Origin of the sequence: Chryseobacterium sp. CBTAP 102 (assembly GCF_003201365.1) — a bacterium.
Taxonomy (GTDB): domain Bacteria; phylum Bacteroidota; class Bacteroidia; order Flavobacteriales; family Weeksellaceae; genus Chryseobacterium; species Chryseobacterium candidae.
In genome coordinates this window covers 175374-198458 of sequence record NZ_QICX01000002.1, presented here as the reverse complement: position 1 = coordinate 198458, position 23085 = coordinate 175374, and the positions used below count along the sequence as shown (strand labels likewise).

At 34.9% G+C, this 23085-nt stretch carries 19 protein-coding genes; 4 read left to right on the top strand and 15 right to left on the bottom strand.

Annotated features, from left to right (window positions below; translation table 11 throughout):
* Nucleotides 1-83 precede the first annotated feature (83 nt).
* The 14 genes from C8D70_RS04230 to C8D70_RS04165 all read right to left on the bottom strand — a co-directional run bounded on the left by C8D70_RS04230 (nt 84) and on the right by C8D70_RS04165 (nt 14099).
* Nucleotides 84-1211 (bottom strand): glycoside hydrolase family 99-like domain-containing protein, encoded by a 1128-nt coding sequence (locus C8D70_RS04230; RefSeq protein WP_228407975.1) that lies wholly within the window; start codon nt 1209-1211, stop codon nt 84-86.
* On the bottom strand, nt 1208-2323 hold the full coding sequence (locus tag C8D70_RS04225) for a glycoside hydrolase family 99-like domain-containing protein (RefSeq protein ID WP_076595960.1): 1116 nt from the start codon (nt 2321-2323) through the stop codon (nt 1208-1210). The genes C8D70_RS04230 and C8D70_RS04225 overlap by 4 nt, the downstream gene beginning before the upstream one ends.
* Nucleotides 2324-2647: 324 nt before the next feature.
* Nucleotides 2648-4147 (bottom strand): hypothetical protein, encoded by a 1500-nt coding sequence (locus tag C8D70_RS04220; RefSeq protein WP_110366478.1) that lies wholly within the window; start codon nt 4145-4147, stop codon nt 2648-2650.
* Nucleotides 4148-4150: 3 nt separating this feature from the next.
* Nucleotides 4151-5251, bottom strand: coding sequence for a DegT/DnrJ/EryC1/StrS family aminotransferase (locus C8D70_RS04215; protein ID WP_110366477.1), 1101 nt, complete (start codon nt 5249-5251; stop codon nt 4151-4153).
* A 3-nt stretch (nt 5252-5254) separates the two neighbouring features.
* Entirely contained in the window at nt 5255-6187 is a 933-nt protein-coding gene (locus C8D70_RS04210) for a GNAT family N-acetyltransferase (protein ID WP_110366476.1), read from the bottom strand.
* The gene (locus C8D70_RS04205) at nt 6177-6665 is read right to left on the bottom strand and encodes an acyltransferase (RefSeq protein WP_110366475.1); all 489 of its coding nucleotides are present in this window, start codon (nt 6663-6665) and stop codon (nt 6177-6179) included. The genes C8D70_RS04210 and C8D70_RS04205 overlap by 11 nt, the downstream gene beginning before the upstream one ends.
* Nucleotides 6652-7581, bottom strand: a complete 930-nt coding sequence (locus C8D70_RS04200; RefSeq protein ID WP_110366474.1) for a DegT/DnrJ/EryC1/StrS family aminotransferase — start codon at nt 7579-7581, stop codon at nt 6652-6654. Before C8D70_RS04200 ends, C8D70_RS04205 begins: the two co-directional genes overlap by 14 nt.
* Nucleotides 7568-7993 (bottom strand): sugar 3,4-ketoisomerase, encoded by a 426-nt coding sequence (locus C8D70_RS04195; protein ID WP_110366473.1) that lies wholly within the window; start codon nt 7991-7993, stop codon nt 7568-7570. The genes C8D70_RS04200 and C8D70_RS04195 overlap by 14 nt, the downstream gene beginning before the upstream one ends.
* Complete coding sequence (locus tag C8D70_RS04190; RefSeq protein ID WP_110366472.1) at nt 7983-8384, bottom strand: sugar 3,4-ketoisomerase; 402 nt, start codon at nt 8382-8384, stop codon at nt 7983-7985. The genes C8D70_RS04195 and C8D70_RS04190 overlap by 11 nt, the downstream gene beginning before the upstream one ends.
* Nucleotides 8381-9640 (bottom strand): polysaccharide ABC transporter ATP-binding protein, encoded by a 1260-nt coding sequence (locus C8D70_RS04185; RefSeq protein ID WP_110366471.1) that lies wholly within the window; start codon nt 9638-9640, stop codon nt 8381-8383. The genes C8D70_RS04190 and C8D70_RS04185 overlap by 4 nt, the downstream gene beginning before the upstream one ends.
* A 43-nt stretch (nt 9641-9683) precedes the next feature.
* Nucleotides 9684-10532 (bottom strand): ABC transporter permease, encoded by an 849-nt coding sequence (locus C8D70_RS04180; protein WP_110366470.1) that lies wholly within the window; start codon nt 10530-10532, stop codon nt 9684-9686.
* Between the two features lie 174 nt (nt 10533-10706).
* Nucleotides 10707-11570, bottom strand: coding sequence for a glucose-1-phosphate thymidylyltransferase RfbA (gene rfbA, locus C8D70_RS04175; protein WP_110366469.1), 864 nt, complete (start codon nt 11568-11570; stop codon nt 10707-10709).
* Between the two features lie 131 nt (nt 11571-11701).
* Nucleotides 11702-12781, bottom strand: coding sequence for a dTDP-glucose 4,6-dehydratase (rfbB, locus tag C8D70_RS04170; RefSeq protein ID WP_076595949.1), 1080 nt, complete (start codon nt 12779-12781; stop codon nt 11702-11704).
* 4 nt (nt 12782-12785) lie between these two features.
* Complete coding sequence (locus C8D70_RS04165) at nt 12786-14099, bottom strand: UDP-glucose dehydrogenase family protein (protein WP_110366468.1); 1314 nt, start codon at nt 14097-14099, stop codon at nt 12786-12788.
* A gap of 214 nt (nt 14100-14313) precedes the next feature.
* Between C8D70_RS04165 and rimP the strand changes: the two genes are divergently transcribed.
* From rimP to infB, 3 genes are all read left to right on the top strand, one after another.
* Nucleotides 14314-14781 (top strand): ribosome assembly cofactor RimP, encoded by a 468-nt coding sequence (rimP, locus tag C8D70_RS04160; RefSeq protein WP_076595947.1) that lies wholly within the window; start codon nt 14314-14316, stop codon nt 14779-14781.
* 16 nt (nt 14782-14797) lie between these two features.
* Entirely contained in the window at nt 14798-16033 is a 1236-nt protein-coding gene (gene nusA / locus C8D70_RS04155; RefSeq protein ID WP_034691439.1) for a transcription termination factor NusA, read from the top strand.
* A gap of 76 nt (nt 16034-16109) precedes the next feature.
* Nucleotides 16110-19070 carry a translation initiation factor IF-2 gene (gene infB / locus C8D70_RS04150; protein WP_110366467.1) on the top strand — a complete coding sequence of 987 codons (2961 nt, stop codon included), beginning with the start codon at nt 16110-16112 and terminating at the stop codon, nt 19068-19070.
* A 68-nt stretch (nt 19071-19138) separates the two neighbouring features.
* On the opposite strand, the gene C8D70_RS04145 is transcribed toward infB, so the two are convergent.
* On the bottom strand, nt 19139-19819 hold the full coding sequence (locus tag C8D70_RS04145) for a hypothetical protein (RefSeq protein WP_076595945.1): 681 nt from the start codon (nt 19817-19819) through the stop codon (nt 19139-19141).
* 396 nt (nt 19820-20215) lie between these two features.
* Between C8D70_RS04145 and C8D70_RS04140 the strand changes: the two genes are divergently transcribed.
* The gene (locus C8D70_RS04140) at nt 20216-23080 is read left to right on the top strand and encodes a SusC/RagA family TonB-linked outer membrane protein (protein ID WP_076595944.1); all 2865 of its coding nucleotides are present in this window, start codon (nt 20216-20218) and stop codon (nt 23078-23080) included.
* Nucleotides 23081-23085: the final 5 nt, after the last annotated feature.

The following is a 23085-nucleotide window of genomic DNA, read 5'->3' as shown; positions in this document are numbered from 1 at the left end:
CAAAGTTTTTTCTAGTGTATTTCGGGTTGAATACTTAGGAATTTAAATAAGTTCAACAATGCAAACGATTTAAGAATAAGTACTTAGCCGTTCTTATTGTATTTATCCAATATTTTTTTTAATGTATTCAAATATCCAAAGCCATACTTTCTATCTGGCTCCAGAATATTACCTTCTGCCCATTCATTCCATGATTTGATAATCAATAACTTTTCGGGATAATCATTTTTATCCTCAAGATAATCAATTGCTTTTTCAATCTGCTTCTCAAATAATTCCGGTGATGTATCAGTAAGGACAACTCCTCTATAGCCACTTCTGGGAGTGTTGTCCCAATTAGGTAGAACACATGGGTAAGTAGCAACATTACTTTCTACAAACTGTAGATCATTAACAATAGCTTTAGCATCCTGAGTCAGGACTTTCGGTTTAATTTTTTTCTTAAATCCGAGTAGTTCTGTTATTCTATTTTTATAATACTGGTAATGGGAAATATATTCTCCTTTCTTAATATAAGGTACCCATGCTTTCTGAAATGCATTTGATATTTTCCCGTCATACCCCATTGATTTTAAATCAATATCATCACGAAGTTTATTGGAAGCCATGACATATAAATCATCAAATCCGTTCTTTTTTGCCAGTTCCCTGAATTTCGAAATATAGTAAGGATCTCCTTCATTTAAATGTTCCGGATGGTAGACTATGAAAAGCGGCTTATTGTCTACCTTGATATATCTTTCGTCTTTAAAGAATGGGAGCAGGTAGTTGAAATGGTCTATTAAATCCTGCTCATTCGGATAGACTTGCTCTGCAAGAATCTTTTCTGCAAGACCATGCCATATACCGGACCAGGTTTCGTTTGCCCAGCAGAAACAGAAGGGGAAATCTGGTTTTTTAGATGTAAGAACATCATTTGCTATTCTTTCCAGTAGTTGTTTTCTGTTGCCAAACCAATAATGATAATAGATAAATCCATGAACTCCGTAATCTTTTGCTATCTGAGCCTGCTGTTCTCTGACTTGCGGAACACGAAGGTCATAATATCCCAGATCAGCAGGATATATAGGTTGGTCATGTCCTTCAAAAAGAGGCTTTGCTTTTGCTACATTGGTCCATTCTGTAAAACCTTTACCCCACCATTCGTCATTTTCGGGAACAGGATGGTATTGAGGAAGGTAGAATGCAAGGGGTTTTATTTTCTTCATCATTGATTCAAGAATAATTTTTTAACGACTTCAAGATATTTTCTTCCAAATTTTTGGTCAGGCTCCAGATGGTTACCTTCTGCCCATTCATTCCATGCATTAATAAAAATGAAGTTTTCTTCTTCAGAATATGGGGTGAAATCTAACTTAAGATTTGAAAGCCAGTTTTCAAAATGTTCCGGTGTCGAATCTTTGAGTATCAGGGTTGGGTTGTTACCTCTTCTGGAAGTGTTGTCCCATCCGGGTACAATAGATGGAAAGATTTTGCAATGAAAATCCTTCTGAGGAGTTAAATTTTCTCCCATCCATTGGTAAGGAACGCAATTGTATGTATTCTTAATTACATTTTTACTCAGGCGTCTTTTAATTTTATTTATAATTCCTTTTTTATGTATCCTTCTTTTTCTGTCATGAACTTCTTCCAAAACACTTTTTCTACGTATTCCGAAAGGTTCAAAATCAACTATAGCATCAAAGCCATTTACTAACTGATCCCATTCTTTCTCATAGGAAAACCCCATATGGCATAGGTACAGTTCCACCCCGGCTGCTTTGGCTTTTTTCCGCCAGCATTTAATGGTTTCCTGTACATTAGGAAGAATATTGGGTTTATAAATGACAATAATGGGCTTATTATTTACTTTAATATATCTTGGATCCGTAATAATAGGAAGCAAAAAATCAATGTGATCTTCGTCATCCTTAACGGAGTATTTTTGTTCAATGAGTATTTCATGATCGCTGCCGTCCCAGCGTCTGGTCCAGTTTTCATTGGCCCAGCACAGCATAAAAGGTAGATCTTCTTTTGGATTTTTTAATTTCCTGTCAATAGGTTCATGCATTAATCTCTTCCCATTAAACCAGTAGTGATAATAACAGAACCCATAAATTCCATATTCTTTGGCCAGAAGTTCCTGTGCCATTCTTGCTTCTTCCAGCCTCAAATCATAAAATCCTAAGTCAGAAGGAAGATGTGGCTGATAATGATCGTCAAATAATGGTTTTGCCTTTGTTACGTTCGTCCATTCTGTAAAACCTTTACCCCACCATTCGTCATTTTCTGGGAAAGGATGGTATTGAGGGAGATGAATGGCAATAGGTCTTATTTTTTTCATGTGTAGATATTTATTTTTTCTGATGGTAAATTTAGTTACATCTTTTAATTTGCTTTCAACCAGTATGCTTTGATTTTGTAAACCTATTAATGGTGATATAAAACTTTACTCATCTAATTTTTATATATGGGCATCATTCCTATGAGAATAAATATGCCCTAACTATGTTTTGCTAAGTAAACAATCGTCTGACAGTGATTTTCAGATAAAGGTTTTGCTTTTACTCTGTAAAACCTTTTCCCACTATTCATTATTTTCCGGGAACGGATGAAACTGTGGTAAATGTATGGCGATTGGTCTTAATTTCATATTTATGTGCTTAAATTATCTATTAAATAAATATTTGATCGTTTGTTTCCAAGGTAAAATTTCTACCCATGAAGGATTATCAAAAGATAATACTATAACTTTTAATTTTGAAAAAAATCCTAAACTTTTAGTATAAGAATAATGATTGGTTGTTTTTGTTTCAATAACAGACACTAATTCCTCATCTCTTCCATCTCTATATTTTTCTTTGCTAGGAATAGGCCTAACTATATGATTTTTATCTTTAGAAAAACTTTTAATCTCTTCTAGCTTCATACTCCAGCCTTGTGAGGAATATTTTTCACGTAAATATTTTACTTGTAAATTATTGATGAGGTTTCTATAATTTTCATCTGTGATCATCTTTTCTACTTCACGCTCCCAGCTTTTCAGATCTTTGGGATAAAATATCCCTTTTTCTTTATTATCTTCAAAAACTTTATAGACACTTGCGGGATTGTAGTGCATTATAAAAGGAACTCCAGCCATTGCCGGTTCCAGAAGTGATGTGAAAGATGGTATAGGAAACCCTTCCAGATATAAGTCTGCATTTTCAATGTATTGGTTAATATCTCTTGTAGGATGAATGAAAATTAATCGTTCATGAGAATAAATCTTCCTGTTGGGATTATTTAGTTCAATACCTATGATAGTAAAGACGACATGTTCAAATTTTTTTACAATTTTTAACGCTTCCTGATAGAAATTATATTCCTGATTGGGTTCATACTTTGATTCTCTGCCAATCGAAATAATATTGAATGTATTTTTTTCTGTCTTTTTTAATGAATATGACTCATCTACAGGTATTGGCAAGAAGAACTGATCTTGTACAGGAATATTTCTGTTTTTAGAATCTTTTAAAATATTTGATTCTCTTATCTGAAGCAGAAAATCTGTAACAGGTACACCCAGCCAATAAGTATGCTCAGCATGATTAAGAAAAAATATAGGACTTTTTAATTTATTGGAAGAAAAAATCATTGACGGAATTACATCATGTGGGTGAATATGCAGGATAATTCTACTAAAATTATTTTCCTTTAAAGTATCTACTATTTTTTGAGATTTTTCAATAATGCTCAGCTTCTGATCATAAGTAAAAACATTATTATCTATTTTATATTGATAGGATCCGGCTATTTCAGAAATCTCCTGAAAATTTTGCCAGGTACTCATTAGATAATGTTTACTGTTTTTATCATTTTCTATCCAGCTGAAGATAAGCTTTGAATGCCCTCCAATGCTGCTTATTTCAGAAAAAAGGTGTAATGTTTTATCTTCTGTGGTATCTTGAATACTTACGTTCTCAAAATCTAAACTTTCAAGAGCAATGTTTCTGATAATTGATTCAAAACAATTAGAGGTGTAATATCCCGGAAAATTATACCATGCTGAATATGATATTTTCTCTATATACATCAAACAGTCATTAAACTTCTTTTCGTCAAAAAGAAGTTTAGCGATTTTTAATGTTTTAAGGAAAAATTTCTTATTCTCTAATAGTCTTGACATGGACTAAAACTTATTTATAATCTCAATAATTTTATTTATTTCTTCATCCTCCATAACAGGAGAAATTGGAAGACTCAATACTTCAGCATGAATCTTTTCACTGATTGGAAATGAAAGATTATTCCAATCTTTGTAAGCTTCTTGTTTATGAGGAGGAATAGGATAGTGGATTAAAGTCTGCACCCCATTTTCTGTAAGATATGTCTGTAACTCATCTCTTTTTTCAGAGCGGATAACAAATACATGCCAAACATGTTCATTTTCATCAGCAGGATATTCAGGAAGAATAATTGCCGGGTTTTTTATTTCGTCTATAAAACGCTTTGAAATCTTTCGTCTGATTTTATTTTCGTTATCGATATATTTTAGTTTAATATCCAAAACCGCAGCCTGAATTTCATCAAGCCTTGAATTTAATCCTTTATATATATTGACATATTTTTGATTAGAGCCATAATTGGCTAATGCTCTAATTACTTTCATTAAATCATCATCATTTGTGGTGACAGCGCCTGCATCCCCTAAGGCTCCTAGGTTTTTGCCCGGATAAAAGCTAAAACCCGCAGCATCCCCAAGATTTCCGGATTTTATTCCATTCCATTCTGCTCCAATTGCCTGGGCATTGTCCTCTATAATTTTCAGATTGTGCTTTCTTGCAATTTCTTTAAGTGAATCAGAAAAAACAACTCTTCCCTGAAGATGTACAATAAGAATACCTTTGGTTTTGGAAGTTATCTTTTCTTCAATTTTAGAGATGTTAATATTATAAGTGTTAATTTCTGGTTCTACTAAAACAGGAACTAAACCATTGTCTGAAATAGCTAGAATAGAAGCAATATAAGTATTGGAAGGAACGATGATTTCATCCCCGATATTCATTACTCCTAATTCTATATAGGCTCTTAAAATGAGTCTTAAAGCATCCAAACCATTGGCGACACCAATAGAGTGCTTGGTCCCGATATAATCCGAAAGATTTTTTTCAAAGCTTGAAAGCTGGCTACCCATGAGATACCATCCGGAGCGGAAAACTTCTAAAAGTTTAGCCTCTATTTCATTTTGATATTGTAAGTTTACCTTTTGTAAATCAAGAAATTTAATCATAATTTAAAGTTTAATTGAATAAAAATCTAAGGTAATTCCTCTTGCTCCCATATTTTCTTTCTGCTGAATTAACCCTTCATTTAAGTATGTACCTTGTTTCTCTGTGGAAATTCCAAAACTGTAATATTTTCTGTCTTTGAATGTATCCAAGAGAAAATGATTGATGAAATCTAATGCTCCTGCTTTTCTTCCTTCTGGAGATGCTGCCATATATTGAGTATGAATGACATTTCCGAAATCAAAAATAACAATACCAGCTAAGATGTTGCCATCTTTTTGAGCTTCATACAGTCTTATATTTTCTGGAAATTTTTCTTTTAATAATGTAATTTCTTCTATTGTATGTACTGGTTTTGCATCAAACTTCTGAAGAACAGAAGTAAGTAAGCCCCAGTATTCTTCAAAGTTTGTATTTTCTGTAACAGTTACATTATTTTCTTTACACTTTCTTACCAATTGCCTTTTGGTCTCTGAAAATCGGATAGGCTGTGAAAGATCGATAACTGATGAAATATCTCTTCTGTACAGATTGGCATCATTACGGAAAAGTGCATATAAATCTTCTTCTGCAGGATACTTATGAAAAATATGGGGAATCGCTTTGTATATTATTTCATCGAAAGAAAGCTCAGAATAGTATTGCTTTATTTCACTAAAAATCTCCAGAACTTCACTTGTTTTTACAGTATGAGATATAATTAAAGCCCCAAAAGTTAATCCGCCATGAGAAATAATCTGCTTTTCAGATTCATTAGCAGGAAATAATGCTGTAATTTTATTATTTTTAAAAATTATAAGAGAATGGTCTTTGAATCGATCAGAGTGATATTCCATAAAATCTCTCTCAAAAAAGAAAAGCCCGTTTTTTGATGTTGAGATAAAAGAATTCCAAATTTCTTTATACGAATTATTATATTTGATTATTTCAAATTTCATCAGGTGATAGTAATGTTTTTATAAGTTTTGCAGGGTTTCCTCCAATCATCGAATAATCCGGAAAACTTTTGTTGACAAAACTGTTTGCTGCTACTACACAGAATTTTCCTAAGTGTACGCCCGGCATAATAATCGCATTGGCACCAATCCAGCTGTGATCACCAATTTGTACTTCTCCTGAGATAAGAGGAAATATTTTTTGCATTTCTTCACTTGCATTAGGACCGGAATCTGTCATAATGTTTACATTTTGCGCTATAGAAACATGTTTACCTATTGTAAGTTTTCTGCTAAATCCGTTAAGGATGCTGAACATACCTACATAAGATGATTGCCCGATTTCCAGCTGGTTCTTTTCGGATCCATAAATACTGCATAGCTTTGCAATTTTAACATTATCTGCAATTTTCACGTTGTTTATTGATGTAGTAGGATCAATAACAACATTTTCACCTAATGAAATATTACTTAGTTTCATACACAAAATATTCTATAAGGTTAACAATATAATCCATTTCAAAAGTTCCCAGGTTTTGATGAACTGGTATGAAGAATACATCTTTACCGTAAAATATACTACACTCTATTCCATTCTGCTGAAGGAATATTTTTAATTCAGATAGATCACAGCCGTTATTTTCAAACATACAAACAGAAGGAGTTTCATGCTCATTATAATCAAAGAATGATTTGAAACCTATTTTTTCTAATTTTGAAATTAAATATTGATTATTTGCTCTTCTTTGTATAATAATATTTTCAATATCTTTTAGATAATATAGGCATATCTTCTGCAAATAATTCTGATATGGTTTTTGAGTTTCTAATTTATAGTTATTATTAATCCTTAATATTCCACCAAATTGTACTGGGAAAAATTTCGGAATGCTATAAATAGTAAAGTCTCCATATTGACCTATTTGATGTTGCGAGTTGTTGGACAGCATACTCATGGCACAGTCTTCAATAATAGGAATATTATAACTTTTTATTCTTTCCATATCAGGGTAAACCTTTCCAAACTCGTGAATAACAAAAATTAATTTCGTTTTATTTGTCTTTTCTCTGGACCACTGACAAAATTTTTCAATTTCTTTAGTAACACAGCTGCTTATGTAAGAATTGGAAGTTGTAGTGATGATGAGAACTTCATCATCACTTTCAAGATTATAGAGACTTAATGCTTGGTTTATTGCTTCCTTGCCGCTCAAAAAGTATTCATGCGTTTCTCCAAAAAATGAATGAAATTTTTTTAATAATTCTTCATCAGAAGGGTATTCGTCCTTTATAATTGAATCATTCTTTCCTAAATCAGATGTTCTGAATGGACTAATGAAAAAAGACGGTTGTCTGAAATTTTCAGGATTTATGATTTGCCCTTTATAAAAGATCATTTCTTAATTTTTTGAAATCCTCATAATTTCTTATATAATCTGCTTCATTGTAAGAATGAGAGGCAAGTACCAGACAAATTGCTCCTGAAGAAAAATTAATTTCAGAAGCCCATATCCCGGGAGGAATATGTAATCCTAAATCAGGACGGTTAAGGAAAACCTGTCGCTTAAATTTTCCATCATCTAAAGAAACTTCAAAACTACCACTTGCTGCAATGAGAAATTGGTGACATTCTTTATGAGAATGAGCCCCTCTGCTTTCACCTCCGGCAATATCATATAAATAGAAAACTCTTTTTACATTAAAAGGAAAAGATGAATTGTTTTCAACTACTGTAAGATTACCTTCATCAAAACTGATTTTACCTAAATCAATAACATTACAGTCAAATACAGAAATATTATTCTTCATTAGTCAGTATTTTAAATTCTTCAAAATTTCTTATGTAGTCATTTTCATTGTACTCTTTGTCGGAAACAATAAGTGCTAATGAGTTAGTCGAAAAGTTTTCCAATCTTCGCCAAAACATTTTAGGAATATATAAGCCATAGTAAGATCTGTTCAGTGAAAATCTCTGCTCTGATTTTCCATTATCTATTACCACATCAAAGCTACCTGAAAGAGCAATGATAAATTCCTGCTGTTCCTTGAATGCATGGCTTCCTCTTACTTCTCCTCCTGGCACATCATATACCCAATATGTCCTTTGTATCTCAAATGGCAGTTGATTGGGATGTTCAAAAAAGGATAAATTCCCTCTTTTATCATATATTTTAGGCAATTCTATTATCTTAGGACTCATGGTGTTTGTACTTTATATTCAAAAAACGGCCTGGTGATTCCCGGATAGATGTGCATCATTGTTCCCACTTTTACGTTTTCTACCTCAAAACCGATAAATTCATCAATTCCATAGAGCAGAATTTTTTGATCTTTTCCAAAATAGAGTCTGAAATAATAGTTTCCGGCATTCAAAAGTCCGGCAGGGATATCAAATTCTACAGTATATTCTCCAATTTTTGAATCATTGTTCTCAGAAACAAATTTTCCAACATGGAAAATCACCAGTTCTTCATAATTTTTTAACTCAAATGTTGTGTCAAGTGTAATATCCGGGCAGTAATTATGGAAAACAAGTTTTACATGTACCCCGGAATCAATATCCAGTAAATCTCCTTTAATAGGAGATACTGAAAATTCTTTTATTCTGATATTTTCATTTCCCAGAGCCTCATCAAGATTCCCATTATAGATATAGGAACTTTCTTTTGTGCTGCTTTTTTGATATTCTATAATGGTATTAAGAATATCTCCTTGGTAATCAATTTTTCCCTGGTTTAAAAGAATTCCTTTTGAACATAACTCTTTTATGGCAGTCATATTGTGGCTTACAAAAAGAACAGTTCGGCCTTCACCTCTGGTCACATCATTCATCTTACCCAAACATTTTTTCTGAAACTCGGCATCGCCTACGGCCAAAACTTCATCTACGATAAGGATCTCAGACTCTAAATGCGCTGCTACAGCAAAAGCAAGACGGACGTACATTCCGGAAGAATATCTTTTTACAGGAGTATCAATATATCTTTCAACACCGGAAAAGTCTACAATTTCATCAAATTTCCTGGTAATTTCTTTTCTTGTCATTCCCAGAATAGCTCCATTCAGAAAGACATTTTCCCGTCCCGTCATTTCAGGATGGAAACCTGTTCCTACTTCCAGCAATGATGCAATTCTTCCATGGGTATAAATTTTACCTGTAGTAGGTTTTGTAACTTTACTTAAAACCTTTAACAGTGTAGATTTTCCTGCACCGTTTCTTCCGATAATTCCAACAGCATCTCCCTGTGCGATTTCAAAATCGATATCCCGAAGAGACCATACGTATTCTGAATCTCCTTTTGTCGTTCTGTCATTGGCTTCTCCAATTTTCAGATAAGGATCTTCTTTTCCTCTTACTTTATGCCAGAACCTGTTAAGGTCATGGGAAAGAGTACCTGTCCCGACTTGTCCCAGACGGTATTGTTTTGATATATTTTCTGCTTTTAAAGCCAGCATATTTAAATGATTTAAAATTAATACGAAAGTTTCTCAATAGATGCTATACAGTATCCATAAAGCTTTTTTCAACCTTATTGAATACGACGATTCCTGTCATTAAAAGAATGAGAATAATCACCGTACTGATTCCAAGCATGGCGGGAGAAAAGTCTCCAGCACCTATCCAAGCATATTTAAAACATTCAAAAATACCGGTTAAAGGATTATAATAAGCCAGTTTTTTAAAGAATCCCGGTAGTGAAGAAACAGGATAGATTACGGGAGTTGCATACATATATAAGCTTACTCCAAAACCCAGTAACATAGCAAGATCTTTATACTTTGTAGTCAGTGACGAAAAGATCATCCCAACTCCTAAGGCAAAAAGTGCCATTAAGAATATAAGGAACGGAGTCGCAAGAATCCAGATGTTAGGATGAACCTTTCCTTCGTTCAGGTAATATGCCCACACAAGAATAAATAAGACAAACTGTACTCCAAACCGCATCAGGTTTGAAATAACGATAGATAACGGAGTAACCAGTCTTGGGAAATATACTTTTCCAAAGATTCCGGCATTTCCGGTGAAAGTAGAGGAGGTGGCCATTAATGAGGAAGAAAAGTAATTCCAAAGGGTAACACCAGCCAGATAAAAAAGCAGTGGCGGAGCTCCGTCTGTAGGCAATTTGGCAATTCTTCCAAAAATAACCAGATAAACGATAGTCGTTAAAATGGGATTGATAAAAAACCATATCGGGCCTAAAATAGTCTGTTTAAAGCTGGATACAAAATCTCTTTTTACAAACATATAAACAAGGTCTTTGTATCTCCAGACTTCTTTTAGCTTCAAGTCAAATAGCGAATGATCTGCATCAATCGTTTCTGTCCACTTCTGTTGTGGTTCATTCATCTGTGTAAGTTTTTGCAAATTTATAATAATTAATTCTTACCTTATGTATTAGTTTATGAATTTTCATTGTCAATAAAACTAAAAATCAACAACTAATATATTGATATTTGTTGGTATGAGCAAAAACTATTGACCATAAAGCCAATAGTCTATGAATTTTATAAATTATATGTGTTATTTTCCGATAAGTTGTTTCAGGTATTCACCGTATCCGCTTTTGCCATATTTAGTAGCAGTTTCAAGCAGCTTCTCTTCATCAATGAATTTGTTTCTGAAGGCAATTTCTTCAATACAGCCAATTTTAAATCCTTGTCTTTTTTCAATAACACTCACAAATTCTGAAGCGTCATGAAGAGAATCAAAAGTTCCTGTATCCAGCCATGCGGTTCCTCTGTTAAGAACAGCTACTTCAAGTTTTCCATTGTTTAAATAAACATTGTTGATATCTGTGATTTCCAGCTCGCCTCTTGCAGAAGGCTTGATGTTTTTAGCGATTTCCACTACGCTGTTATCATAAAAATAAAGACCAGGGACAGCATAGTTTGACTTAGGATTTAAAGGCTTTTCTTCAATAGAAACAGCTTTCAGATTTTTGTCAAATTCCACTACCCCATATCTTTCCGGATCCGCTACGTGATAAGCGAAAACAACTCCTCCTTCCGGATTGGTTTTGTTTTTCAATAAAGTTCCCATTTCTGAACCGTAGAAAATATTATCTCCCAATACCAGTGCAGCGGCATCATTCCCAATAAACTTTTCGCCCAGAATAAAAGCTTGTGCTAAACCGTCCGGGCTAGGCTGTACAACATATTCTATATGACAGCCAATTTGTGAGCCATCACCCAAAAGCTTGATGAAACCTTCTTGGTCATGTGGAGTAGTGATGATGAGAATATCCTTGATTCCTGCTAAAAGTAGTGTGGAAAGCGGATAGTAAATCATGGGTTTGTCGTAAACAGGCATTAGCTGCTTGCTTACTGCAATGGTAAGAGGGTAAAGTCTTGTTCCGGAACCTCCGGCTAGTATTATTCCTTTCATGTTTTGGTACGTATTACGCGTATTTCTTTTGTGTTGTAAATGCATTTATTTAGCTATTTCTGGTTGATGATAAAAACTGAAATGTAATTAATTATCCCAGATTCTATAATTCTTCCTTAATAGCAGGAAATTTAGCTGTATTGCTTGCTGTAGTAATCCTGATAGTTGCCTGAAGTTACATTCTCAAGCCACTCTTTATTTTCAAGATACCAGTCGATAGTTTTTGCCAGCCCTTCTTCAAAAGTTACTGAAGGTTTCCAGCCTAAATCTTTATTCAGTTTTGTTGCATCAATGGCGTAGCGTTTATCGTGGCCCGGTCTGTCTTTTACAAAAGAGATCAGTTTTTCAGAATAGCCTTCGGGTCTTTCCAGTTTGGCATCCATTTGTTTGATCAGTTCTTTTACAAGGTCAATATTCTGCCATTCGTTGAAACCTCCTATGTTATAAGTTTCTCCGGTTTTTGCTTCCTTAAAGATCTGATGAATCGCTTTGGCATGGTCAATGACGAATAACCAGTCTCTGGTGTATTTTCCGTCGCCATAAATGGGAAGCGGTTTTTCATTGATAATATTAGAAATACAAAGAGGAATCAGCTTTTCAGGGAAATGATTCGGACCGTAGTTGTTGGAACAGTTTGATACGATGAAAGGCATTCCATAGGTATTTCCGTAAGCTCTCACCAAATGATCGGAAGCAGCCTTTGAAGCAGAATATGGAGATTGAGGGTCGTAAGACGTTGTTTCTAAAAAGAACCCGGTTTCGCCTAAGCTTCCATATACTTCGTCAGTAGAAATGTGATAGAAAAGATTCTTTCTTTTTTCATCCGGGAATCTGCCGTGAGTATGATCAGGATTTAATGTCCAGAATTCTTTACAAAGGTTCAGAAGATTAGCAGTTCCGTTTACATTCGTATTGATAAATGCCATTGGATCTGTAATACTTCTGTCTACGTGGCTTTCTGCTGCCAAATGTACAACAGCATCCGGGTTATATTTTTCGAAAACTTTTCTAAGTTCTTCCGGTTTTGTGATATCTGCTTTTTCGAAAACATAATTAGGCTCATTTTCGATGTCCTTTAAGTTTTCCAGATTTCCGGCGTAGGTAAGAGCATCAAGATTGATGATTGTAGTATCCGGATTGTTTTTTACAAACTCTCTTACAACATGAGAACCGATAAATCCGGCACCTCCTGTGATGATAATGTTTTTCATTGATTTATTTTGTGATGGTCTTTCTTCCTATACTTTTATAATGAAATCCGTTTTGTTCAGGGATTTCCAGCGGGTACATATTTCTGCCGTCAAAAATGACTTTGTTTTTCATTTTTTTAGCCATCAGTTCAAAATTAGGGTTTTTGAATTCCGGCCATTCTGTAGCAATAAATAGTGCGTCTGCGTTTTCCAGTGCGTCATACATCCCTTTGGCATACTGTATTTTATTGCCTAAGAGTTTCTGTACATTATTTTCTGCAACCGCATCATATGCTATGATTTCAGCTCCTTTCTCCAGCAGAAGAGCAATATTATCTAAAGAGGAAGCTTCTCTGATGTCATCTGTGTTTGCTTTAAAGGCAAGCCCCCACATGGCAATTTTCTTTCCTTCAATGCTTCCGCCAAAATATTTTTCAATTTCAGAAACTAAAATAACTTTCTGGGTGGTATTCACATTTTCAGTAGCTTCCAGAATCTTGAAATTAAAATCTTCCTGTTTTCCGGATTTTATAAGCGCTTTTACATCTTTAGGAAAGCAGCTTCCTCCATATCCGATTCCCGGGAATAAGAATCTGTGCCCGATTCTGTCGTCACTACCCATTCCCAGTCTTACCTTATCCACGTCTGCACCTACCTTTTCACAATAGTTGGCAATTTCATTCATAAAGGTAATTTTTACCGCTAAAAATGAATTTGCTGCATATTTGGTAAGTTCTGAAGACTTCTCATCCATGAAGATAATTGGAATTCCTGTATTGGTAAAAGGCTGGTATATTTTAGACATAATGTCTTTAGCTCTTTCTGAACTTGCGCCAACCACCACTCTTGAGGGATTCATTGAATCTTCAACAGCAAAGCCCTCTCTTAAGAATTCAGGGTTTGAAACTACATCAAAAGCGATATCTGTTTTGGAAGCAATTGCTTCTCTCACTCTGTCCGCAGTTCCTACGGGAACCGTACTTTTATTAACAATAACTTTGTATTCAGTCATCAGTTCACCAATATTATTAGCTACCTGAAGTACATAAGACAGATCCGCAGATCCATCTTCTCCTGGAGGAGTAGGTAATGCCAGGTATATAACTTCGCTTTTGTCCAGCGCTTCTTTAAGATTGGTAGTGAAAAATAATCTTTCAGACTGGATGTTTCTTAAAAACATTTCTTCAAGGTTCGGCTCATAGATGGGAACAATGCCGCTTTTCATACCTTCTACTTTTTTTTCATCAATATCAACACAGTATACTGAATTGCCAAGTTCTGCCAGAGTAGTTCCTGTAACTAATCCTACATAACCTGTTCCTACAATCGTTATATTCAAAATGTTTGTTTTAAAATTCTAAACACAAAAGTAATAAAAATCCTGTGACATATTCTTTTAATTTATTGTAAATGAATCTTGCGCTATTTACTTGATACTTAAGATAATTTTGCATTTTTAGAAAAAAAGCTTATATTTGCAATGGATTTACGGAAAAAATGGGAAGGCTTCGGAAGAAAGCCTTTTTTCGTACTGTAAATCAAGATAAATAAATATGGAGTTTAGAAAAAGAATTGAAGAATTATTAAATGAATTCCTTGAGACCAGAAAAGATCTGTTTCTTATCGATCTTAAAATTTCTGCAGGGGATGATATTACAGTGATTTTGGATGGTGATAACGGAGTTTCTTTGCAGGATTGTCTTGATGCAAGCCGTGCCATTGAATTTAATATGGATCGTGAAGAGCATGACTTCAGCCTTCAGGTGATGTCTGCAGGACTGAGCGAGCCATTATCCACACCAAGACAGTTCAATAAAAACATTGGAAGAGAGATTGAGGTGATGCTGGAGGATTCTTCCAAAATTGAAGGAGAATTGTCAAAAGTAGACGATGAGAAGATCACACTTGTTTTACGTTACCGTAAGCCAAAAGATATCGGAAAAGGAAAAGTAGATGTGGAGGAGGAGAAAGAGATTTCTTATCCTGAGATCAAAAAAGCATTAGTAGTAATTAAATTTTAAAAAGAAAAAAGAATAGATGGATAATATAGCGTTGATTGAATCCTTTGGTGATTTTAAAGACGAAAAAGGGATCAGTAAGATTGATCTTATGGCAATTATTGAAGATTCACTGAAGACTCTTTTAAGAAAGAGATTTGATTCAGATGATCATTTTGATGTGATTGTAAACCCGGATAAAGGAGATTTTCAGATATTTTTAAATAAAACAATTGTAGAGGACGAAATGTCTGAAGATGATGATTTGGAAATTGAAATTTCTGAAGCTAAGAAGATTGATCCTACCTTCGAAGTAGGAGAAGACTTTACAATGGAAATTCCTGTTGCACAATTGGGAAGAAGAAATATTCTTACCCTTAAGCAGATTCTGGCTACAAAACTTCAGGAGCACAATAATGCAATGCTGTACGAACAGTTTAGAGATAAAATTGGTGAAATCGTTGTTGGTGAAATCCATCATATCCGTCATAAGCACGTGATTCTGCTGGATGATGAAGGAAATGAATTTATTTTACCAAAAGAAAACCAGATCCCATCCGATTTCTTTAAAAAGGGTGAGAATATCAGAGCTATTGTTGAGACAGTAGATTTTAAAGGTTCTAAACCACAGATTATTATTTCCAGAACTGCACCTAAGTTCCTTGAGAAGTTATTAGAGCTGGAAATTCCTGAAATCCAGGACGGAACAATTATCCTGAAAAAGGTAGTGAGAATTCCTGGTGAAAAGGCAAAGATTGCAGTAGATGCTTATGATGACAGAATTGATCCGGTAGGAGCTTGTGTTGGAGTTAAAGGATCCAGAATTCATGGCGTTGTAAGAGAGTTGAGAAATGAAAACATCGATGTTATTCAGTGGTCTAAAAACCCTGAGATTTTGGTGAAGAGAGCATTAGGAAATGTGACCGTCAATAAAATTGACATCAACGAGGATCAAAACTATGCATTGGTTTACACCCCTGTTGAAGAGATTTCTAAAGTGATTGGAAAGCAAGGACAGAATATCAGACTGGCTTCTTGGTTGTCAGGATATGAAATTGATGTATACAGAGAATCCAGCGAGGATGACGATGTTGAATTGAGAGAATTTAACGATGATATCGAGCAGTGGATTTTGGATGAGTTTAAGAAAGTAGGACTTACAACTGCAAAATCAGTATTGGATAAAGAAACTGAAAGTCTTTTAAATATGGTTGACCTTGAAGAAGAAACAATCGAAGAGGTTAAACGTATTCTGAGAGAAGAATTTGAAGATTAAGATTGTAAATAAATCTTAATAAACAGTAAAAAAGAAATACTTTAATTTTAAAAATTAAAAACAGTAAATAATATAAATGCCAAAAATTAGATTAAATAAAGCGGTTAAGGAATTCAACATTTCGATGTCCAGATTAGTAGAGTTTTTACAGTCAAGGGGGTTCGAGGTTGAAAGCAATCCTAACGCTCAATTGGAAGAAGCGGCATATTCTGCATTGGAGGCTGAGTTTGCTAAAGACGGCGAACAAAGAAAGGCTTCCCATGAGGTGGTGATCACTAAAGTTCCGGAAGAAAAGCTGGAAATTGAAGAAAAGAAAACCCCTGAAGTGATAAGAGCTAAAGCAAATAAACCAGAAACCAGAATTTTAGGTAAAATAGACTTAGAGCCTAAGAAGCCTGAAGTTGAAGAAGCTCCTGCGGCTCCTGTTGCAACACCGGTTGAAGAAAAGAAAGAAGAAATCGTGAAAGAAGAACAGCAACCGGAAGTTAAAACAGTACCAGAAAAGCAGGAATTTAAAGTTTTGGATAAAATTGATTTGTCTCAAATAGAATCTAGAAACAGACCTGTGAAAAAAGACAAACCAAAAATGGAGGAGAAAAAAGAAGAAGTTAAACCTGTGGAACCAGTAAAAGAAACTCCAAAACCAGTTATTGTAGAAGAGAAAAAAGTGGAAACTCCGAAAGCTGAGGCTGAGCCTGAATCTCAGGAACCACAGAAAATTGAGACAGTGTATCAGAAACTTGACGGTCCTAAGATCGTTGGTGAAAAGATAGACTTAACTCAGTTTGCGCCAAAGCCGGGTGCAGGAGCAAAAAAGAAAAGAAAGAGAATTGAAAAACCAGGTGGCCAGAATAACCAACAAGGTCAGGGGAATAATCAAAACTCAGGAAATAATAACAACCAGGGTGGTCAGGGCCAGGGAAACCGTCAGAATAATAACGGTGGACAAGGTGGAAACCGCCAAGGTCAGGGAGTACAAGGAAATCGTCCTCCAGGTCAGGGTGGCCAGGGTGGAAACCGTTTTGGAAATAACCAAGGGGGTGGAAACCGTCAGGGGCAAGGTGGTGGCTTCAAAAAAGGAGGCCAGAACAACAGACCCGGACAAAGAGTTATGCCAGTTGAATTAACTGACGAACAAGTTAAAAACCAGATCAAGGAAACATTAGAAAAACTTACTAACAAAGGAGGTAAGTCTAAATCTGCAAAACACAGAAAAGACAAGAGAACTTTCCGTAGAGAGCAAGATGAGCGTCAGCAGGAGCTTGAAGCACAAGACAGAACGCTGAAAGTAACAGAATTCATCACAGTAGGTGAATTGGCAAGTTTGATGAATGTTTCTCCAACGGAAGTAATCTCTGCTTGTTTCTCATTAGGGGTAATGGTTACCATGAACCAGAGACTTGAAGCGGATACCTTATTATTAGTAGCAGATGAATTCGGTTATAAAATCGAATTCTCAGATGCTGATCTTGAAGATACAGATGCTGAAGATGAAGTGGATACTGAAGAAAGCTTATTACAGAGAGCTCCGGTAGTTACTGTAATGGGACACGTTGACCACGGTAAAACTTCATTATTGGATTACATCAGGAAAACCAACGTAATCGCTGGTGAATCAGGAGGAATTACTCAGCACATCGGTGCTTATAACGTGAAACTGGAAAACGGTCAGAGAATTACCTTCTTAGATACACCAGGTCACGAAGCCTTTACAGCGATGAGAGCAAGAGGTGCTCAGATCACGGATATTGCAATTATCGTAATTGCTGCCGATGATGATGTGATGCCACAAACGAAAGAAGCAATTGCTCACGCTCAGGCCGCGCAGGTACCAATGATTATTGCAATCAATAAAGTGGATAAGCCAAATGCCAACCCTGATAACATCCGTCAGCAGCTTTCAGGTTTAAACCCTCCTGTTTTGGTAGAAGAGTGGGGTGGAAATGTACAGGCACAAGAAATCTCAGCCAAATTCGGTAATAACGTAGATGTATTGTTGGAGAAAGTTTTACTACAGGCTGAAATGCTTGAATTAAAAGCAAATCCTGAACGTGCAGCAAACGGAGTTGTTATTGAAGCATCTTTAGATAAAGGTAGAGGTTATGTAGCAACAATGCTGGTACAGACCGGAACTTTAAGAGTTGGAGATTATGTGGTAGCAGGTAAAAATCATGGTAAAGTAAAGGCTTTGCTTGATGAAAGAGGTAAAAATCTTAATGAAGCCGGTCCATCAATTCCTGCTACAATCTTAGGTTTGGATGGGGCACCTACTGCAGGTGATAAATTCCGGGTATATGCTGATGAAAGTGAAGGTAAAGCTATTGCCAATAAGAGAGAACAGCTGCAGAGAGAATTGTCAATCAGAACTAAGAAGCATACGACACTTGAAGAATTAGGTAGACGTATTGCTTTAGGAGAATTCAAAGAATTGAATATTATCCTTAAAGGTGACGTGGATGGTTCAGTAGAAGCTCTTTCTGATCAGTTACAAAGATTATCAACAGAAGAAATCAGCGTTAAAATTCTTCACTCAGGGGTTGGACAGATCACAGAATCTGATATCAACTTAGCGGCTGCATCAGATGCAATTATCATCGGATTCAACGTAAGAGCGGGTGCTAATGCGAAAGAGCTTGCAGATCGTGAAGAAATTGAGATCAGAACCTATTCTGTAATCTATAAGGCAATTGATGAGGTAAAAGAAGCGATGGAAGGAATGCTTTCTCCGGAGATTCAGGAGCAGGTGATTGGTAATGTTGAAATCCGTGAGGTATTCAAGATTTCTAAAGTGGGAACCATTGCAGGTTGTATGGTTCTTACCGGAAAAGTGACAAGACAATCCAAAGTACGTTTATTAAGAGACGGTATTGTTAAATTCGACGGTGAGCTTGAAAGTTTAAAACGTTTCAAAGATGATGTGAAAGAAGTCACTAAGGGTTATGAATGTGGTTTAAACCTTAAAGGTTACAATGACATTGAAATCGGAGATATTCTTGAAGTTTACGAAGAAGTAGCAGTCAAGAAAAAATTGAAATAATAATTTAAGAAAAGAAAAGCAGACATCTCAGATGCCTGCTTTTTTTATGATTGTTTATAAATATTTCGTTAATTTTCATTCAAAAAGGTAACAAGCTTTATTAAATCCTCATCCTTATCAAACTTTATTTTATTGGATTTAAAGAAGGTGGTTAAGCTGTCTTTTTTATCTGGAAACTGATTGATAATATCCTTTTGATTTTTAGGCTTCTTGATAAAGCCGTTTTGTGTTTTGATGTAGTACACTGGAGGCAATGTTCTGAAGTTAGCAGGTCTTTCACTTGCATAAGAATTTGCGGCCGGTACAACATCAGTAAATTTAGTTTTGATTTTTTTGTACAGATTGTTTTTTCCGTTGATCAATTCAAAAAAATATCCGTTTAAATTATCTGAAGTGTCCAGTAAAACGATTACTTGTCTAGGAGACAGAACTTCAATTCTTGAAAAATCTGTGGTTTTTGGAAGAACCTGAACATTTCCGTTTTTCTTAAATTCGATTTCATCAGTGTAGCTGTTATAGCGTATAGGAAGCTGCTCATAATTAACAGCAATCTTTGCATCAGAAAATTCTTTCCCAATATATGGGGAATCTCCTGCAATCTCATCATATTTAAATGTTTTACCTGTAGTTGAGTTGATGCCATCAAATACGGATTGTGCTCCTGTAGCACCATTTACTGAAAGTGTATTTTGTGCAAAACTAAAACTGAAGCTAAATATGGCTAATGCTGTTAAGACTATTTTTCTCATGTTTTTTTTTTAGGTTATAAATATATTACTTTTTAAAAGAAACCAGTATTTTTTATCTGTTTAATTGGATGAAACATTTGTATTGAAAAAATAGAAATTAATGATCATATAAATTAAAAAAAAACGCCTATAAGCTTGAATATTAGCATTGTTTTAATTTAGATTCATTATAAATAATTATTTTTCTTTTGATTTTAAAGTGTTAAAAAGCGAATAATTTAAGTTTCTAATTTAAATTTTAATAATTTTTTACATCTAATATTATGAATTATAATGTGTGTTGTGGGATTAGATTGATTTATCATGAATATATCTATGATTTGTGAATCTGAAAAATTTGCTAGTGTTAATATTTATTAACATATTTGCTCCTAAAATATATTAAAATTTGTTAATATGAATGTTAAATTACGTGTATTAACGGCTGGTGTTTTGTTTTTTACAGGACAGGCTGTATTTGCTCAGGAAAATGACTCCAAGGATAAAAAAGACAAGGAGACAAAAATTGAGGAAGTAGTTGTCTTAGGATATAGTAAGACCGCTACAAAAGCAAAATCTACAACTTCTTCAGTTACCGTAGGTGCTGAAACTTTAGAAAACAGACCTAATATTTCTGTTCTGAATTCAATTCAGGGAACAGCACCAGGTATTGTTATTAACTCTGGATCTGGTTCTCCAGGTTCTGGGAAATTCAATATCTTGATTAGAGGTATGAGTTCTTTGAATGGTTCAAGAGATCCATTATACGTAGTAGATGGGGTAATCACTTCAGGTTCGCAGTTCAGAAACTTAAACTCTTATGATATTGAGACATTCAGTATTCTGAAAGATGCACAAGCTACCGCAATTTATGGTAACAGAGCTGCAAATGGAGTTGTTGTAATTACAACGAAAGGGGGGAAATTTAATTCAGGACTGAGAATCTCTTATGATGCCTTAACTTCTTTCTCAATGATCCCTAAGCCTGACTATAATATGTCAAGCGCTAAACAGCAATTACAGATACAAAAAATTTACGGAGGTGGTTTTGCGGCAGATCAAGACTTATCTCAGGAAGATATTGATAACTGGGCTATAGATACTGACTGGAGAAAACAATTTACTCAGGTAGGTATTTCTCAGCAACACAATTTAGCGATTACAGGAGGTGGTGAAAATATAAACAACTTCTTGTCTTTAGGTTATTTAGACAGTGAAGGTACTGTAAAGTCTACCGATTTCAAGAGATTTACTTTAAGAAATAACTTAAGTGGTAAGTCTAAAGATGGCAGATTAACTTTCGGTACAATTCTAGGTTTAGGATATTCCAAAAGAAATCAGTTAGATGATGAGGAAAATACAGGAATCAGCTCCAATGTAATCCAGAATGCATTATTTGGTAGCGTGCTTTCTCCTTCTTATGTGGCTCCTAATCCATATTCTAATGGGGTAGAATTATTCAACGCTATTGGACAAAACAGTGCAGGAAATAGAGCTTGGATTCTTCAGGATAACATTAATGGAGGAGTGAGAAACAGATTTACTGAACTAAGTATTTCTGCGAATGCGAATGTGAATTATAAGATTACTGATTACCTAAGTGTAGGGAACAGAACTGGTATAGAATACAAAGAATACGAAAGAATCTTTGCTAGAGGAGCTCAGGGATATTTGTCTACGGCTGTAGCAGCAGGAGCTGGTGCTAAATATGGAGGATCAGAGAGTTTTACAACTACTCAGGATCTTACATTTAACAGTATCACAAACATTACTTTCAATAAAACATTTGGTGACCATACTATTTCAGTTGCTGCTTACATGGATTATATTAAAGCTCATGTAAACACAAATACCCAAACTCAAAATGGATTAAACCCATTACAATGGCAGTTTGGTGCTGGAACAGGATATATTCCATTCAATCCTGATACACCGAATATTTACAGACCTACTGTAGGAGCTTCAAAAGTAACTGCAGGAACCCTGGCGTATTTCGGAACTTTAGACTATGATTATAAAGATAAATATGGAGTAAGTGGGGTTATCAGAAGAGATGGATCATACCGTTTCTTACCTACTAACAGATGGGAAACTTTCTGGTCAGCTGCTGTAAGATGGAATATCGACAAAGAAGATTTCATGGCTGAGTCTGGATTCAGATTGCTTAAATTAAGAGCTTCTATTGGTACTACAGGTAACCAGAATTTAGGAGTTGCAGCTAATAACCAAAACCCGTTGGCATTACTTCCAAATAATTTCCTTGATTTATATTCAGGGATATCTGGATATCAAAATTTATTAGGATATAATTTTGTGAACTTATCTAACCCGTATTTGAAATGGGAGCAGGTAAAACAAACAAATATTGGGGTTGATTTCAACTATAAAGGTCTTATAGAAGGTAGCTTTGACTACTATCAAAAGAGAACAACAAGAATGTTCAATACTTTACAGAGATCAGCTGTTACAGGTACTTATGGTATTAGAGGAAATGACGGAATCCTTGATAATAAGGGAGTTGAAGGTCTAATCAGGGTTAATGCTATTAAAACAGAGAACACAAAACTATCCATTTTTGTTAACGGTGCTTACAACTCAAACAAAATCGTTTCTATGAGTAACGAAGATTTGTCAGGTGATGTTGTTAATGCTATTGGAGGTCCTGCTAGTCAGTATCAGCTATATCCATACGTAGGAGTAAACGCGGCAAACGGAAATATGCAATTCCTTGATATCAATGGAAATATTACAGAAAACCCACAACCTTCAGATAGAAGATTGACAGGGAAATCTCCATATGCTAAATTTACAGGAGGTTTTGGATTTAACTTCCAATACAAAGGATGGTTCCTTGATACATTATTCTCATACCAACAAGGTGGATATATTTATGACAATTTATACTCATGGGTAATGAATCCTGATTATGCAGCTGCCAACATTAACGTATCTGCTAATTTATTGAATGCTTGGACTCCGGAAAATACTGGATCTGATGTACCTAACTTATTTGCTGATAACGCTGGTACAGATGGTTCTTCAGATAGATTCTTATATAAATCAGATTTCATAAGACTTAAGAATGTTTCTTTAGGATATTCATTTACTAAAGATCAGTTAGGAAAATTACCTGTTAAAGGTATTAAAGTGTTTGTTCAGGCTGAAAACCTATATACATGGAGCAGCTGGAAAGGATTTGACCCTGAGCCGGTTACTACGTACTCGTTAAATGTATATCCTAACCCTAAAACAGTTTCAGTTGGGTTAAATGTTGATTTTTAATAAAA

Coding starts and splice junctions, on each gene's coding strand:
- C8D70_RS04200 (WP_110366474.1), bottom strand. CDS start 7,581: ATGATCTTTTATAAAGGGCAAATCATAAATCCTGAAAATTTCAGACAA.
- rfbA (WP_110366469.1), bottom strand. CDS start 11,570: ATGAAAGGAATAATACTAGCCGGAGGTTCCGGAACAAGACTTTACCCT.
- nusA (WP_034691439.1), top strand. CDS start 14,798: ATGGATAATATAGCGTTGATTGAATCCTTTGGTGATTTTAAAGACGAA.
- C8D70_RS04230 (WP_228407975.1), bottom strand. CDS start 1,211: ATGATGAAGAAAATAAAACCCCTTGCATTCTACCTTCCTCAATACCAT.
- C8D70_RS04180 (WP_110366470.1), bottom strand. CDS start 10,532: ATGAATGAACCACAACAGAAGTGGACAGAAACGATTGATGCAGATCAT.
- C8D70_RS04195 (WP_110366473.1), bottom strand. CDS start 7,993: ATGAAGAATAATATTTCTGTATTTGACTGTAATGTTATTGATTTAGGT.
- C8D70_RS04185 (WP_110366471.1), bottom strand. CDS start 9,640: ATGCTGGCTTTAAAAGCAGAAAATATATCAAAACAATACCGTCTGGGA.
- C8D70_RS04225 (WP_076595960.1), bottom strand. CDS start 2,323: ATGAAAAAAATAAGACCTATTGCCATTCATCTCCCTCAATACCATCCT.
- infB (WP_110366467.1), top strand. CDS start 16,110: ATGCCAAAAATTAGATTAAATAAAGCGGTTAAGGAATTCAACATTTCG.
- C8D70_RS04210 (WP_110366476.1), bottom strand. CDS start 6,187: ATGAAATTTGAAATAATCAAATATAATAATTCGTATAAAGAAATTTGG.
- C8D70_RS04140 (WP_076595944.1), top strand. CDS start 20,216: ATGAATGTTAAATTACGTGTATTAACGGCTGGTGTTTTGTTTTTTACA.
- C8D70_RS04220 (WP_110366478.1), bottom strand. CDS start 4,147: ATGTCAAGACTATTAGAGAATAAGAAATTTTTCCTTAAAACATTAAAA.
- rimP (WP_076595947.1), top strand. CDS start 14,314: ATGGAGTTTAGAAAAAGAATTGAAGAATTATTAAATGAATTCCTTGAG.
- C8D70_RS04145 (WP_076595945.1), bottom strand. CDS start 19,819: ATGAGAAAAATAGTCTTAACAGCATTAGCCATATTTAGCTTCAGTTTT.
- C8D70_RS04205 (WP_110366475.1), bottom strand. CDS start 6,665: ATGAAACTAAGTAATATTTCATTAGGTGAAAATGTTGTTATTGATCCT.
- C8D70_RS04190 (WP_110366472.1), bottom strand. CDS start 8,384: ATGAGTCCTAAGATAATAGAATTGCCTAAAATATATGATAAAAGAGGG.
- C8D70_RS04215 (WP_110366477.1), bottom strand. CDS start 5,251: ATGATTAAATTTCTTGATTTACAAAAGGTAAACTTACAATATCAAAAT.
- rfbB (WP_076595949.1), bottom strand. CDS start 12,781: ATGAAAAACATTATCATCACAGGAGGTGCCGGATTTATCGGTTCTCAT.